Source organism: Streptomyces sp. JNUCC 64 (assembly GCF_054484115.1).
On sequence record NZ_CM137015.1, the window covers coordinates 6876012 to 6891165 of the forward strand.

Annotated in this window: 13 protein-coding genes and 1 pseudogene; 10 read left to right on the plus strand and 4 right to left on the minus strand. The window is 73.3% G+C overall.

Annotated elements, in window-relative coordinates; genetic code table 11:
* Window positions 1-54: 54 nt before the first annotated feature.
* Window positions 55-726: a response regulator gene (locus ACVWNX_RS28410; protein ID WP_454411039.1), complete on the minus strand. Its 672-nt coding sequence runs from the start codon at window positions 724-726 to the stop codon at window positions 55-57.
* A 15-nt stretch (window positions 727-741) separates the two neighbouring features.
* Window positions 742-1701 (minus strand): RecB family exonuclease, encoded by a 960-nt coding sequence (locus tag ACVWNX_RS28415; RefSeq protein ID WP_454411040.1) that lies wholly within the window; start codon window positions 1699-1701, stop codon window positions 742-744.
* 302 nt (window positions 1702-2003) lie between these two features.
* Here ACVWNX_RS28415 and ACVWNX_RS28420 point away from each other — a divergent pair, with 302 nt between their 5' ends.
* The 3 genes from ACVWNX_RS28420 to ACVWNX_RS28430 all read left to right on the plus strand — a co-directional run bounded on the left by ACVWNX_RS28420 (window position 2004) and on the right by ACVWNX_RS28430 (window position 5477).
* Entirely contained in the window at window positions 2004-3626 is a 1623-nt protein-coding gene (locus ACVWNX_RS28420) for a site-2 protease family protein (RefSeq protein ID WP_454411041.1), read from the plus strand.
* A gap of 91 nt (window positions 3627-3717) precedes the next feature.
* Entirely contained in the window at window positions 3718-4620 is a 903-nt protein-coding gene (locus ACVWNX_RS28425) for a tRNA (adenine-N1)-methyltransferase (protein WP_454411042.1), read from the plus strand.
* Window positions 4621-4898: 278 nt separating this feature from the next.
* Window positions 4899-5477 carry a hypothetical protein gene (locus tag ACVWNX_RS28430; RefSeq protein WP_454411043.1) on the plus strand — a complete coding sequence of 193 codons (579 nt, stop codon included), beginning with the start codon at window positions 4899-4901 and terminating at the stop codon, window positions 5475-5477.
* A gap of 27 nt (window positions 5478-5504) precedes the next feature.
* Here ACVWNX_RS28430 and ACVWNX_RS28435 read toward each other — a convergent pair whose 3' ends face one another.
* Entirely contained in the window at window positions 5505-5846 is a 342-nt protein-coding gene (locus ACVWNX_RS28435; RefSeq protein ID WP_454414976.1) for a ferredoxin, read from the minus strand.
* Window positions 5847-6315: 469 nt separating this feature from the next.
* Between ACVWNX_RS28435 and arc the strand changes: the two genes are divergently transcribed.
* From arc to prcA, 6 genes and pseudogenes are all read left to right on the plus strand, one after another.
* Window positions 6316-8082 (plus strand): proteasome ATPase, encoded by a 1767-nt coding sequence (gene arc, locus ACVWNX_RS28440; RefSeq protein ID WP_454411044.1) that lies wholly within the window; start codon window positions 6316-6318, stop codon window positions 8080-8082.
* Between the two features lie 234 nt (window positions 8083-8316).
* The gene (dop, locus tag ACVWNX_RS28445) at window positions 8317-9828 is read left to right on the plus strand and encodes a depupylase/deamidase Dop (RefSeq protein WP_454411045.1); all 1512 of its coding nucleotides are present in this window, start codon (window positions 8317-8319) and stop codon (window positions 9826-9828) included.
* A 189-nt stretch (window positions 9829-10017) separates the two neighbouring features.
* Complete coding sequence (locus ACVWNX_RS28450) at window positions 10018-10236, plus strand: ubiquitin-like protein Pup (RefSeq protein WP_266513585.1); 219 nt, start codon at window positions 10018-10020, stop codon at window positions 10234-10236.
* A 221-nt stretch (window positions 10237-10457) separates the two neighbouring features.
* Window positions 10458-10643, plus strand: a pseudogene (locus ACVWNX_RS28455) (endonuclease domain-containing protein); the annotation flags it as partial.
* Window positions 10595-11440 (plus strand): proteasome subunit beta, encoded by an 846-nt coding sequence (gene prcB / locus ACVWNX_RS28460; RefSeq protein ID WP_454411046.1) that lies wholly within the window; start codon window positions 10595-10597, stop codon window positions 11438-11440. The pseudogene ACVWNX_RS28455 and the gene prcB, both read left to right, overlap by 49 nt.
* A 50-nt stretch (window positions 11441-11490) precedes the next feature.
* Window positions 11491-12297, plus strand: a complete 807-nt coding sequence (gene prcA / locus ACVWNX_RS28465; RefSeq protein WP_454411047.1) for a proteasome subunit alpha — start codon at window positions 11491-11493, stop codon at window positions 12295-12297.
* Between the two features lie 85 nt (window positions 12298-12382).
* Here prcA and ACVWNX_RS28470 read toward each other — a convergent pair whose 3' ends face one another.
* Window positions 12383-13378 carry a LacI family DNA-binding transcriptional regulator gene (locus ACVWNX_RS28470; RefSeq protein WP_454411048.1) on the minus strand — a complete coding sequence of 332 codons (996 nt, stop codon included), beginning with the start codon at window positions 13376-13378 and terminating at the stop codon, window positions 12383-12385.
* A gap of 454 nt (window positions 13379-13832) precedes the next feature.
* Between ACVWNX_RS28470 and ACVWNX_RS28475 the strand changes: the two genes are divergently transcribed.
* Window positions 13833-15146: an MFS transporter gene (locus ACVWNX_RS28475; RefSeq protein WP_454411049.1), complete on the plus strand. Its 1314-nt coding sequence runs from the start codon at window positions 13833-13835 to the stop codon at window positions 15144-15146.
* Window positions 15147-15154: the final 8 nt, after the last annotated feature.

Genomic DNA, 15154 nt, shown 5'->3' on the forward strand with positions numbered 1-15154 from the left:
GGAACGTTCCCGTCCGCCGGGAACCGGCGCCGCCCGGCCGGGAACGGTCCCGTCCTACTGGGCGCCCGGGCGGACCAGACCGCTCTCGTAGGCGTACACCGCCGCCTGGACGCGGTCGCGCAGCCCCAGCTTGGTCAGGACGTGGCCCACGTGCGTCTTCACCGTCGTCTCGCTGACGAAGAGGTCCGCCGCGATCTCGGCGTTGGACAGCCCCCGGGCCACCAGCTTCAGCACCTCCACCTCGCGGTCGGTGAGGGTGTTCAGGGCGTCCGGCACCGGTTCGTCGCCGGACGGGAGGTGATCGGCGTACTTGTCGAGCAGCCGTCGGGTGATGCTCGGCGCCAGCATCGCCTCGCCCGCCGCGACCACCCGGATCGCCTGGACCAGTTCGTTCGCGGGCGCGTCCTTCAGCAGGAAGCCGCTGGCCCCCGCCTTGAGCGCCTCCACCACGTACTCGTCGAGGTCGAACGTGGTCAGCACCAGCACCTTGGCCGGACCGTCCCGCCCCGGACCGGTGATCTGCCGGGTGGCCTCCACCCCGTCCATCCGGGGCATCCGGATGTCCATCAGGACCACGTCGGGCTGGAGGGCGCGCACCTGGTCGAGCGCCTGGAGGCCGTCCCCGGCCTCGCCGACGACCGCGAGGTCCGCCTCGGCCTCCAGGATCATCCGGAACCCGGTGCGCAGCAGCGGCTGGTCGTCGACGAGCAGGACACGGATGGCCACGTGAGTCTCCTTTTGCTAGACCGGGCCCATTCTGCCCTGTTCCGGCCCCGTGGGTGCCGTCGCCCCGGGCTCCGGAGCGGTCCCGGACTCCGGGTCCGGTCCGGCGGCCCCGGGCGCGAGCGGCAGCGGATACGGCGGGGGAGTGCCCCCGAACTCCGGGCAGACCGCGCGGTGGTCGCACCAGCCGCACAGCCGGGTGCGGCGCGGACGCCAGTCGCCGGTCTCGGTCGCCTGCCGGATCGCGTCCCACAGGGCGTGGACCTTGCGTTCCACCCGCTCCAGGTCCGCGACCACCGGATCGTAGGTGAGGACGTCACCGCTGCCCAGGTAGACCAGTTGGAGGCGGCGGGGGACCAGCCCCTTCAGCCGCCAGACCACCAGGGCGTAGAACTTCATCTGGAAGAGGGCGCCCTCCGCGTACTCCGGCCGGGGAGCCTTGCCCGTCTTGTAGTCCACGATGCGGACGTCGCCGGACGGCGCCACGTCCACCCGGTCGATGATCCCGCGCAGCCGCAGCCCCGAGGGCAGCCGCGCCTCCACGAACAGCTCGCGCTCGGCGGGCTCCAGCCGGGTCGGGTCCTCCAGCGTGAACCAGCGCTCGACCAGCGCCTCGGCCTCTGCCAGCCACCGCGCCAGCCGCTCGGCCTCCGTCCCCTCCACCGCCCCGGGGGCCTCCGCGTCCTCCCGGAAGAGCCCGGCCAGCTCCGGCTTGGCCGTCCGCATCCGGTCCCACTGGCCCGGCACCAGGGCCCGGGCCCGGGGGGCCGTCCGCTCGGCGGCGGGCGCGTCGAAGAGCTGTTCGAGGACGGCGTGCACCAGGGTGCCCCGGGTCGCCGCCGGGCTCGGCTTCTCCGGCAGCTTGTCGATCACCCGGAAGCGGTAGAGCAGCGGACACTGCATGAAGTCGCTCGCGCGCGAGGGCGACAGCGACGCGGGCCGCGCGGGCGCCACGGCTTCACCGGTACGGGTCTCCATGGGGACAGACCCTAAGGCCCGCCACCGACACCAGGACGCATACCATCGACGACGGACCCCCCGGGAATGCATGATCGGGGGCGAGGGACACCGAACGAGGGGACACCGTGACTGAGAGCGGCGGGACCGGTCAGCCGCGACCGGACGACGACGCGACGGCCGGACCGCACCCGCGACCGGACGACCCGGGCGCCGCTCCCGACGCCCGGCCCGGCACCGGACGCCCGACCCCGGCACCCCCCGACGGTGAATCCGGGAACGGCCCCGGACCCCGGGAGGCCACCCCCTCCGGGAACGGCCCCTTGCCCGAGAGCACCCCCGCACCCGGGGACGCCTCCACTCCGGGAGACGCCCCGGCCTCCGGCGGCGTTCCCGTCCGAGAAGACGCTCCCGCCTCCGACGGCGCTCCCGCCTCCGACGGCGCTCCCGCCTCCGACGGTGCTCCCGCCTCCGACGGTGCCTCCGGAGACGGCCGTCCGCCCGGGAACGCCTCCTCCGGGGACGTTTCCCCCGGGAGCCCCTCCTCCAGGGACGCCTCCTCCGGGAACGGCCCTGCCGGAGCCGCCCCCCGGGAGGAGCCCCCCGCCCCCCCGGCCGAGGCCCCCACCCACCCGGAAGGCGAGCGCCCGTCCGCGGGCCCCTCCCTGGTCAAACCCCCCGCCCGGGCCCCGGAGCGCCCCTACGCCGACACCCGCCCCACCGCCGGCGGCGGGGCGTACGGCACCCCGCCCCCCGCCCCGTCCGGCCCACCCCCGGGCCCGAAGGGGCGCAAGGACCCCGGCGGCGGCATCCTGATGGGCCGCCCCTTCGGTGTCCCGGTCTACGTCGCCCCGAGCTGGTTCCTGGTCGCCGCCCTGATCACCTGGGTCTTCGGCGGTCAGCTCGACCGGGTCCTGCCCGAGCTGGGCGGCGCCCGGTACCTGGTCTCCCTGTTCTTCGCCGTGGCCTTCTACGCCTCCGTCCTCGTCCACGAGCTGGCGCACACCGTGGCGGCCCTGCGCTTCAAGCTGCCGGTGCGCCGCATCCAGCTCCAGTTCTTCGGCGGCGTCTCCGAGATCGAGAAGGAGTCCGAGACCCCCGGCCGCGAGTTCGTGCTGGCCTTCGTCGGACCGCTCCTGTCGCTCGTCCTCGCGGCCGTCTTCTACGGCGGCATGCTGCTCGTCGAACCCGACACGGTCCCCGGTGTGCTGCTGGCCGGACTGATGATCTCCAACCTGATCGTGGCCGCCTTCAACCTGCTGCCCGGGCTGCCGCTCGACGGCGGCCGGATGCTGCGCGCGGTGGTGTGGAAGATCACCGGCAACCCCATGAGCGGCACCGTCGCCGCCGCCTGGGTGGGCCGGGCCCTCGCCGTCACCGTGCTGATCGGTCTGCCGCTGCTCACCCAGTCCGGTGTCCTCGGGCCCCAGCCCGACGGCATCGACGCCATGGACACCGTCACCGACGCCCTGCTCGCCGCCATCCTCGCCGCCATCATCTGGACCGGCGCGGGCAACAGCCTGCGGATGGCCCGGCTCCGGGAGCACCTCCCCGACCTGAGGGCCCGCACCCTGACCCGCCGGGCCGTCCCGGTGGAGACCGACACGCCCCTGTCCGAGGCGCTGCGCCGGGCCAACGCCGCCGGGGCGCGTGCCCTGGTCGTGGTCTCCCCGGACGGCGAGCCCGTCTCGGTCGTCCGGGAGGCGGCGATCGTCGGCGTCCCCGAGCACCGCCGCCCCTGGGTCGCGGTGAGCGGCCTGGCCCAGGACCTCACCGAGGGGATGCGGGTCTCCGCCGACCTCGCGGGCGAGGACCTCCTCGACGTGCTGCGCGCCACCCCCGCCACCGAGTACCTGGTGGTGGAGGATTCCGGCGAGATCTACGGAGTGCTCTCCGCGGCGGACGTGGAGCGGGCCTTCGTCCAGGCCATGGCCCGCCCCTCCTGATCCCCCGCGCGGCCGGGACCGGGCGGGGCGTGCCGTCCGGCCCGGGGCCGCCGTGGTCGGCGTCCCCCGCGACGACCGGTAGGCTGGTCACATGTCCGAACCGACCGGTGCCGCCCGCCGACGCGGGCCCTTCAAGGTCGGGGACCAGGTCCAGCTCACCGACCCCAAGGGACGCCACTACACGTTCACGCTCGAAGCGGGGAAGAACTTCCACACCCACAAGGGTTCCTTCCCGCACGACGAGCTGATCGGCTCCCCCGAGGGCAGCGTTGTCCGCACCACGGGGAACGTCGCCTACCTAGCGCTGCGCCCCCTGCTCCCCGACTACGTCCTGTCCATGCCCCGCGGAGCGGCCGTGGTCTACCCCAAGGACGCGGGGCAGATCCTCTCCTTCGCGGACATCTTCCCCGGCGCCCGCGTCGTGGAAGCGGGCGTGGGATCCGGCTCGCTGAGCAGCTTCCTGCTCCGCGCCATCGGTGACCAGGGCATGCTCCACTCCTACGAGCGCCGCGAGGACTTCGCGGACATCGCCCGGCAGAACGTGGAGCGCTACTTCGGCGGCCCCCACCCCGCCTGGCAGCTCACCGTGGGCGACCTCCAGGACAACCTGTCCGACACCGATGTCGACCGGGTCATCCTGGACATGCTCGCCCCGTGGGAGTGCCTGGAGGCCGTCTCCAAGGCGCTCGTCCCCGGCGGCATCCTCTGCTGCTACGTGGCGACCACGACCCAGCTGGCGCGGACCGTGGAGTCCATCCGGGAGATCGGCTGCTTCAACGAGCCGACCGCCTGGGAGACCATGATCCGCAACTGGCACATCGAGGGTCTCGCGGTCCGCCCGGACCACCGCATGATCGGTCACACCGGCTTCCTCCTCACCGCCCGTCGCCTCGCCGACGGCGTGGAGCCGCCGATGCGCCGCCGCCGCCCCGCCAAGGGCGCCTACGGCGACGACTACTCGGGACCCAACGCCGACGGCGGCGCCACCCGCTGACCCCGCCCACCCGGGAGCCCGTCCCCACCGGCCCGGCGCACGGCATCCGTGCCGCCGAAACCGCCACGACGGTCTCCAGCCCCTCCAACGCGCCGACGCCCCCGCCGAGTTCCCGGTCCTTCCGGAGAACCCGGCGGGGGCGTCCGCGCGTTGGGCACCCGACGCAACCCGGCCGGTCCCTCGTCGAGGGACCCCGCCCCCGCCGTTCCCCGGCCCCGGCCGGTGTGGCACGATGCTGGCCACCCCACCGGCACAGCCCTCACAGGAGACGCTTCCTCGTGCAGCAATCCGCCGTTCCGGAACTGGCGCACACCCGCACCCGGCCCCTCCACTGGGTGGCCACCGCCGCAGCGCTCGCCGCGGTGATCGCGGCCTCGTCGGTCCTCCAGCCGGAGCCGGCGACCGCCGTCGCCGGGGACCGCCCGTCGGACGCCCGCCGGGCTCCCGCCGGGCCCGCGCCCGACCCGTCCGAGGTGACGCTCCCGCTCGACTGCGGCCCCGTCCCGGTCCGGGTCGTCCGACGGGCCACGGGCGACCTGGACGGCGACGGAACCCCCGAGACCGTCGCCGTGGCGCGCTGCGACACCTCCATGGGCACCCCGCCCAACGGGGTCTACGTGATCACCCGGGCCGGGGCCCGGGCGACCCCCCGGGTAATCGCCACCCTGGTCCGCCCCGCGGACCGGCTCAACGTCGCCGACCTCGCCGTCAGGGGCGGTTCCGTGGTCGCGACGCTCCTCGGCTACTCCTCGCCCGAGGTGCCCAACTGCTGCCCGGACGAGCGGCGGCGCACCAGCTGGACCTGGCGCGACGGCCGCTTCGTCAGCACCGACCCCGGCGACGCCTTCCGGACGTGAGACGGCCGCCGGGCACCGGGTGCCGGGTCAGGCCGCGTCGGGTCCGTAGACCTCGACCCGGTCCGCGACCCGGCGCACATGGATGCAGTCCCCGGGGCACTCCCGCGCGGAATCGGCCACGTCCCGCAGCAGCGGCAGCGGCACCCTGGTGGTGGCCCCCGGCTGCTGGAGCAACTCGTCGTCCGGGCTCTTCACATAGGCCAGCCCGTCGATGTCCAGCTCGAAGACCTCGGGGGCGTACTGGACACAGATGCCGTCGCCCGTGCACAGGTCCTGGTCGATCCAGACCTCCAGCTCGGGGCCCTCGCCGCCGTCGCCGTCCCGTGTGCCGGACCGGTCCTCTCGCCGCACCGTCGTCCTCCCGCTCATGACCTCGTTCACGCGCCCTCCGGACCGGCCGCCCCCACCGGGGGAGCCGTGCCGCGCGGACGCCGGACGTCTCGACGATACAACCGCCCGCCCCGCCCCCGGAGCCCCCGTCGCGGGCGCACGGAGCGTGACCGGGCAACGCCTCCGCGACGGCCCCCTCCCTGGCCGAAAACCCGGTCGGAACCCCCATACCCGACGGGTGGCACTCCTCACACGCCGCCCGCCGTTTCCCTTCCCGTGCGTCCCCGTCTCCCCACAAGTCGGCCCTCCCCTGATGGGTGTTGACCACTTCCCGGGCGCACCCGGCCGCTTTCAGAGGTGATTCCGTGGGTATCCACCTGGCGTGAGGGAGAGCGCAAGGGTGAAGATCGGACACACCCCCACGGTCTTTGTGATCTAGGGGTTTCAATCGACACCCACCCAGGTAGGGTCAGGAAGCGTCCAGCTCCCCTTGGAGGAGGTGAGGACCGTGGCAGCCCACGACGATGACATCAACCGCGGCATCCGCCCGGGTCGGGGGTCCGATGACCCGGCCGGTCAGATCGCCTATCTTGAGCAGGAGATCGCCGTCCTGCGACGCAAGCTCGCCGACTCTCCGCGGCACACGAGGATTCTCGAAGAGCGGATCGTCGAGCTACAGACCAACCTGGCCGGTGTGTCCGCGCAGAACGAACGACTCGCGAACACGCTCCGTGAGGCCCGCGACCAGATCGTGGCCCTGAAGGAGGAGGTCGACCGGCTCGCGCAGCCGCCCGCCGGTTTCGGCGTCTTCCTCACGGCCAACGAGGACGGCACGGCCGACATCTTCACCGGGGGCCGCAAGCTCCGGGTGAACGTGAGCCCCGGCGTCGAGACCGACGAACTCCGGCGCGGCCAGGAAGTCATGCTGAACGAGGCGCTCAACGTGGTCGAGGCCATGACCTACGAGCGCGTCGGCGACATCGTCACCCTCAAGGAGGTCCTGGAGGACGGCGAACGCGCCCTGGTCGTCGGGCACACCGACGAGGAGCGCGTCGTCCGGCTCGCGGAGCCCCTCCTGGACGTCACCATCCGGCCCGGCGACGCCCTCCTGCTGGAACCCCGCTCCGGCTACGTCTACGAGGTCGTGCCCAAGAGCGAGGTCGAGGAACTCGTCCTGGAAGAGGTCCCGGACATCGGCTACGAGCAGATCGGCGGTCTGGGCAACCAGATCGAGATGATCCGCGACGCGGTCGAGCTGCCCTACCTCTACCCGGACCTGTTCAAGGAGCACGAACTGCGCCCGCCCAAGGGCGTCCTGCTCTACGGTCCGCCCGGCTGCGGCAAGACGCTCATCGCCAAGGCGGTGGCCAACTCCCTGGCGAAGAAGGTCGCGGAGGTCACCGGCCAGTCCTCGGGGAAGAGCTTCTTCCTCAACATCAAGGGCCCCGAACTGCTCAACAAGTACGTGGGCGAGACCGAGCGGCAGATCCGTCTGGTGTTCCAGCGGGCCCGTGAGAAGGCTAGCGAGGGCACCCCGGTCATCGTCTTCTTCGACGAGATGGAGTCCCTGTTCCGCACCCGCGGCTCGGGCGTCAGCTCGGACGTGGAGAACACCATCGTGCCCCAGCTCCTCGCCGAGATCGACGGCGTGGAGGGCCTGGAGAACGTGGTCGTCATCGGCGCCTCCAACCGCGAGGACATGATCGACCCCGCGATCCTGCGGCCCGGACGGCTCGATGTGAAGATCAAGATCGAGCGTCCGGACGCCGAGGCGGCCAAGGACATCTTCGGCAAGTACCTCACCGAGCGGCTCCCGCTGCACGGCGACGACCTCGGCGAGCACGGCGGCGACCGCGGGGCCACGGTCCACGGCATGATCCAGACCGCCGTCGAGCAGATGTACGCCGAGTCCGAGGAGAACCGTTTCCTGGAGGTCACCTACGCCAACGGTGACAAGGAGGTCCTCTACTTCAAGGACTTCAACTCCGGCGCCATGATCGAGAACATCGTGGGGCGCGCCAAGAAGATGGCGATCAAGGCGTTCCTCGAACAGAACCAGAAGGGTCTGCGGGTCTCCCACCTCCTCCAGGCGTGCGTGGACGAGTTCAAGGAGAACGAGGACCTGCCCAACACCACCAACCCGGACGACTGGGCCCGGATCTCCGGCAAGAAGGGCGAGCGGATCGTCTACATCCGCACCCTGGTCACCGGGAAGCAGGGCGCCGACACCGGACGCTCCATCGACACGGTGGCGAACACCGGTCAGTACCTCTAGGTGCCGGGGCGGTCGCGGGCCCGAGGCGCCCGCGGCCGTCCGTCCCGGCCGGTCGCCGCACCCGCGACACGGCAGTGACGAAAACGATCTCCCCCTCGGCGCGGCGCGTCATAGGCTCGTCACCACCAGCGCGCGCCGCGCGGCGCGGGGACGGGCACCGCACCGCGCGCCGGAGCACCAGCGGTACGTGAGCGGCGCCCCCGCCCGGGGGTGCCGCCGGGCAAGGAGGGCCGCATGACCGTACGGCGAGTAATGGGCATCGAGACGGAGTACGGCATCTCCGTCCCCGGCCACCCCAACGCCAATGCCATGCTCACCTCGTCCCAGATCGTCAACGCCTACGCGGCGGCGATGCACCGGGCCCGCCGGGCCCGCTGGGACTTCGAGGAGGAGAACCCGCTGCGCGACGCCCGCGGCTTCGACCTCGCGCGCGAGGTCGCCGACGCCAGCCAGCTCACCGACGAGGACATCGGTCTCGCCAACGTCATCCTGACCAACGGCGCGCGGCTCTACGTGGACCACGCCCACCCCGAGTACAGCTCCCCGGAGATCACCAACCCCCGCGACGCCGTCCTCTGGGACAAGGCGGGAGAGCGGATCATGGCGGAGGCCGCGGAGCGCGCCGCCCAGCTGCCCGGGGCCCAGCCCATCCACCTCTACAAGAACAACACCGACAACAAGGGCGCCTCCTACGGGACGCACGAGAACTACCTGATGAAGCGGGAGACCCCGTTCTCGGACATCGTGCGCCATCTGACGCCCTTCTTCGTCTCCCGGCAGGTCGTCACCGGCGCCGGACGGGTCGGCATCGGCCAAGACGGCCACGAGCACGGCTTCCAGATCAGCCAGCGGGCGGACTACTTCGAGGTCGAGGTGGGGCTGGAGACCACCCTCAAGCGGCCCATCATCAACACCCGGGACGAACCGCACGCCGACGCCGAGAAGTACCGGCGGCTCCACGTGATCATCGGGGACGCCAACCTCTCGGAGATCTCCACCTACCTCAAGCTGGGCACCACCGCGCTGGTGCTGTCCATGATCGAGGACGGCTTCATCGCCGTGGACCTGGCGGTGGACCAGCCCGTGCGCACCCTCCACCAGGTCTCCCACGACCCCGGACTGCGACGTCTGATCACCCTCCGCAGCGGACGGACGCTCACCGCGGTGCAGCTCCAGATGGAGTACTACGAGCTGTCGCGCAAGTACGTGGAGGAACGGTTCGGGGCCGACGCGGACGAGCAGACCAAGGACGTCCTCGCCCGGTGGGAGGACACCCTGAACCGGCTGGAGAACGACCCGATGAGCCTCGCCGGGGAGCTGGACTGGGTCGCCAAGCGGGAGCTGATGGAGGGCTACCGCCGCCGCGACGGACTCGACTGGGACGCCGCCCGGCTGCACCTGGTCGACCTCCAGTACGCCGATGTGCGCGCCGAGAAGGGCCTCTACAACCGGCTGGTCGCGCGCGGCAGGATGAAACGCCTGCTGGACGAGGCCGAGGTGGACCGGGCCCGCTCCAAGCCGCCGGAGGACACCCGGGCCTACTTCCGGGGCCGGTGCCTGGAGCAGTACGCCGACGACGTGGCGGCGGCCTCCTGGGACTCGGTGATCTTCGACCTGCCGGGCCGGGACTCCCTCCAGCGGGTCCCGACCCTGGAACCGCTGCGCGGCACGCGCAACCACGTCAAGGCGCTCCTCGACCGCTGTCGTACGGCCGAGGACCTCGTCAAGGTCCTGTCCGGCGGCTGACCGGCACCGGAGCCGGGCCGGACGGGCCGAATCCGGACCCCGGGCGGGGCTGAAGGGCACCGTCCCCGGGAATCATGGAGGTGGTCCCCGTGCGTTGTACCAACACGGGGGCCGATGTCGGACCCAGCTTGTAGGGTCTGATCTTGACCGATCGAACTGAGTCGGGCGAACCGAGCGGGGTGAGGGTTGATGGCGACCAAGGACACCGGCGGCGGACAGCAGAAGGCCACGCGCACCAACGAGGAGACCGAGGAGCAGGCGCAGGACGCGCAGGTCTCCGAGGACCTCAAGGAGCGCCAGGAGAAACTGAGCGACGACGTCGACTCCGTCCTGGACGAGATCGACGACGTCCTGGAGGAGAACGCCGAGGACTTCGTGCGCTCCTTCGTGCAGAAGGGCGGGCAGTAGCGGCCCGCCGGACCGCGCGGCCCGTCCCGTCCCCCGGGACCGGCCGGGCGCGCGGCTCCGGCGCCCACGCCCGGACGGTGCGCGGCCGGACTCCCTTCCGTCCGCCGCGCACCCCCGCTTCCGGCCCCTGAGGGGCCGGCGCGGCCGGGCCCGACGGCACCGGCCGGTGGCCGTCGCGCGCGGCCCGGGCCCCGCCGTCCGTCCCGGGCGGGCTCCGTTCCGCCCGGCATGTGGATCACGGACGTGAGCCGGGTAGGGTCCCTGGCGTACCGTGCTTCAACTGCAATCCGGCCATCGGCGAGTTGGGCGCCGATCCCGACACCGTCCGCAGGGCTGCCGCTTATCTGGGAGGAATCTCGTGGAAGCCAACAACCGTGGCACCGGGCGTCTACCAGCTGCCTTCCTGACCCCCGGCTCGTCGTCCTTCGTGGACTTCCTCTCCGCGCACCAGCCGGAGATCCTGCCGGGCAACCGGGTGCTGCCCCCGGTCCAGGGCACGATCGAGGCGCCGCACGGCACCACGATCGTCGCCGTGACCTTCCCGGGCGGCGTGGTCCTCGCCGGTGACCGGCGGGCCACCATGGGCAACATGATCGCCCAGCGGGACATCGAGAAGGTGTTCCCGGCGGACGAGTACTCCGCCGTGGGCATCGCCGGCACGGCCGGTCTCGCGGTGGAGATGGTGAAGCTCTTCCAGCTGGAGCTGGAGCACTTCGAGAAGGTGGAGGGCGTCCAGCTCTCCCTGGAGGGCAAGGCCAACCGGCTCTCCACCATGATCCGTTCCAACCTCGGGATGGCCATGCAGGGCCTCGCCGTGGTGCCGCTCTTCGCCGGGTACGACGTGGACCGCGAGCGCGGCCGCGTCTTCTCCTACGACGTCACGGGCGGTCGCAGCGAGGAGCACGGTTACGCGGCCACCGGCTCGGGGTCGGTCTTCGCGCGCGGCTCGATGAAGAAGCTCTACCGCGACGACCTCACCGAGGAGCAGGCCACCACGCTCGTGGTGCAGGCGCTGTACGACGCGGCCGACGACGATTCGGCGACCGGCGGACCCGACGTGGCCCGGCGGATCTACCCGATCGTGACCGTGATCACCGAGAGCGGGTTCCGCAGGCTCACGGACACGGAGTCCTCCGAGATCGCCCGCGCGATCCTGGAGCGGCGTCTGGAGCAGCCCGACGGCCCCCGCGCCGCCCTGCTCTGACCCGTCGGCCGAAACCGTAATCGCCACTCACAGGAAGGGACGGACAGCCGGTGTCTACGCCGTTCTACGTCTCACCCCAGCAGGCCATGGCCGACCGGGCGGAGTACGCGCGCAAGGGCATCGCCCGGGGGCGCAGCCTGGTCGTTCTCCAGTACACCGACGGCATCGTGTTCGTCGGTGAGAACCCGTCCCGCGCGCTGCACAAGTTCAGCGAGATCTACGACCGCATCGGCTTCGCCGCGGCGGGCAAGTACAACGAGTACGAGAACCTCCGGATCGGCGGGGTGCGCTACGCCGATCTGCGCGGCTACACCTACGACCGCGACGACGTGACCGCCCGCGGGCTGGCGAACGTGTACGCCCAGACGCTGGGCACCATCTTCTCCAGCTCGGCGGAGAAGCCGTACGAGGTGGAGCTGGTCGTCGCGGAGGTCGGGGAGTCCCCGGAGGGCGACCAGATCTACCGGCTGCCGCACGACGGGTCGATCGTCGACGAACACGGTTCGGTCGCGGTCGGCGGGAACGCCGAGCAGATCAGCGGCTATCTGGACCAGCGTCACGAGGACGGCATGTCCCTGGCGGCGGCGCTCAGACTGGCCGTGCAGGCGCTGTCGCGGGACACCAACGGCACCGAGCGGGAGATCCCCGCCGAGCGCCTGGAGGTCGCGGTCCTGGACCGCACCCGTCCCCAGCAGCGCAAGTTCAAGCGGATCACCGGGCGTCAGCTCTCCCGGCTGCTGGAGGAGGGCCTCCAGCCGCCCGCCGAGGCCGCGGAGACCGCCGCCGGGGAGCCGGAGGGCGACGCCCCGGACGCTTCCGACGCCGCCCCGGACTCCGGGGACGCCACCGGGTCCTGACGTCCGCGCACCTGCCCCGGGCCGGCCCCGCCGCCGGTCCGGGGCTCCGCCGTGCCCCGGCGGCCCCGGGGCGTCCGGAGCGCCGTCAGGGTCCGGGGGGCGCCGCCCCGGTCGAGTCGCGGACGACCAGCTCCACGGGCAGCGTCACCGGCGACGGTCCCCCGTCCCCCCGGGGTTCCAGCAGCTCCAGCAGCGCCCGCATCCCGTGCGCGCCGACCTCCTCGGCGGGCAGCCGGACGGTGGTGAGCTCGGGGTCGACGGCCCCGGCCAGCGCCAGATCGTCGAAACCGGTCACGGAGAGGTCCTCGGGCACCCGCAGCCCGAGGCGGCGGGCCGCCTTGAGGACGCCCGCCGCGAGCAGATCGCCGTCGCAGACCACGGCGGTCGGCCGCCGCCCCGGCGGCAGGGCCAGCACCTCGCCGACCGCCTCCCGTCCCGCGTCCACCCGCAGCGGCGCGGTGACCGGCCCCCCGGGCGCCCGCGCCTCGCCCAGGGCCTCGGCCAGCGCCCGGGCCCGGACCCGGAAGGTCCACGAGTCGACGTCGGCCGCCAGGTGCAGCACCCGGCGGTGACCGAGGGCGAGCAGATGCCGGGCCACCCGCCGGACGCCGTCGGCCACGTCCAGATTGACGACGGCCGTGCCGGGCGGCGCCTCGGCCGGGTCGGAGTCCAGCATCACCAGGGGGAGCGCGTCGCCCCGCAGCGCCTCGACCGCCTCCGCGGCCATCGAGGAGGCGATCACGCCGTCCAGGGCGGCGCTCGCCGACGCGAACGGGTCGGGCGCCGTCCCGGTGACGGCGGAGAACGGGTACAGGACCACCCCGAAGCCGTGTTCGGCGGCGACCCGGGCGGCTCCGGCGTGGACCCCCGAGAAGAAGTCGTTGGTGAGGACGGGGACGACGAGCAGGGCCGTGCGGGTGCGGCCCAGCCGTAGGGTGCGGGCGGCGAGGTTGGGCCGGTAGCCGAGGTCCCGCGCGGCGGCCCGGACCCGCTCGGCGGTCGCCTCCGCCACCCGCCCCCGCCACTTCTCCCCGAGGACCAGCGAGACGGCCGCCTGGGAGACCCCGGCCGCGGCGGCCACGTCCCGGCTGGTGGGCCGGGAACCGCGCCCCGCCGCCCCGGTCTCCCGGCCCGCTGCTCCCGCTGCTCCCGCTGCTCCCGCTGCTCCCGCTGCTCCCGCTGCTCCCGCCGCTCCCGCCGCTCCCGCCGCTCCCGCCGCTCCCGCCGCTCCCGCCGCTCCCGCCGCTCCCGCCGCTCCCGTCTCCTGGGCCACCGTCCCCGGCGTCTCCCGGGTCCGGGTCCGCCTCGTCCCCGTCTCTCCCGTGGGGGTCTCCCGCGTCCGCGACGACGGTCCCCGGCCGCCGGGGCTGGGGCCCTGCGTTCTCACCACTGCGCTCCCACCGGTCCCCGGCGTCCGCCGGAGGGTCTGTTCGCGGTGCCGGGCCAGGGAGGCCGGGTGGACCGCCGGACGGTCCACATGGTACGTATGACCAGCCAAGTTATACGTAACACGTCAAAGAAGGGGAGGGCCGGGCATGGCCTCGGGGTACGCGGAGATCCTCCGGACGCGCTACGCGGCGCGGCTGCTGGCCGGAACGCTCGTGGGGCGGCTGCCCAACGCCACCGCCCCGCTGGCCATCGTGCTGCTGGTCCGTTCGGAGGGCGGGAGCTACGGCCTCGCGGGGGCGCTCGCCGCCGTCTACGGGCTGGCCCACGCGATCGGCCAGCCCCTGCTCGGACGGCTGGTCGACCTGCGCGGCCAGCCGGGCGTCCAGCTGCCCGCCGCGCTGCTGTCGGCGCTCGGCGCGGCCGCCCTCGCCCTCAACGGGACGGACTCGCTGGCGACGGCGTACGCGGCGGCGGCCGTCGCCGGGCTCTTCACCCCGCCCCTGGAGGGCGGTCTGCGGGCCCTGTGGCCCTCGGTGCTGACCCGTGAGGGCCAGGTGCACCGGGCGTACGCGATGGACGCGGTGGCCCAGGAGGTCATGTTCACCGTCGGACCGCTGCTGGTCACCCTGTGCGTGGCGCTGTGGTCGCCCGCCGTGGCCCTGCTGGTCATCAACGGTCTGGGGGTGCTCGGCGCGCTGTCCGTGGTGGTCTCCAAGCCCTCGCGGGCCTGGCGTTCGGCACCGCGCGAGGCCCACTGGCTGGGCGCGCTGCGCTCGCCCGGACTGCTGACCCTGCTCGGCGCGTTCCTGTGCGTGGGCGCCGCGCTCGGGTCCATCACGGTGGCCGGGGCGGCGTACGCGGAGGGCCGGGGCGGGGACGCGGTGTACGGCTGGCTGATGGCGGCCCTCGGGCTCGGCGCCCTGATCGGCGGCTCGGTGTACGGGGCCAGGCCCTGGCCCGGCGCGCCGGAGTCCCGGCTGCGGGTGCTGGTGGCCCTGCTCGCGGTCTGCTACCTCCCGCTGGTGCTCGTCCCCGGTCCGGTCGGGATGGTGGCGCTCGCCGCGCTCGCCGGGGTGTTCCTGGCGCCCGCGCTCGCCTGCGCCTTCGTGGTCGTGGACCGCCACGCGCCGCGCGGGACGGTGACCGAGGCGTTCTCCTGGCTGGTGACCACCTTCAGCGTCGGCGCCGCCGCCGGGACCGCCGTCACCGGGCCGGTGGTGGAGTGGGGCGGGGTGCGGTCCGCCTTCGCCGTCCCGGCCGTGGCGGGCTTCGCGGCCCTGGCCGTGCTGGCCGCCGCGCGGGCCGCGCTGACGACCGCGTCCGCCGCCTTCGCGGCGGACGGGACGGAGGGGGCTGAGGGGGCCGACGACGGGACGGCGGCCTCCGGGGCGACCGGGTCATCGGAAAATGATCGGAACGGTACGGTCGAACCCGGTTTCAGTGGTGGGCGTCAGGCGTAATGTTCAGT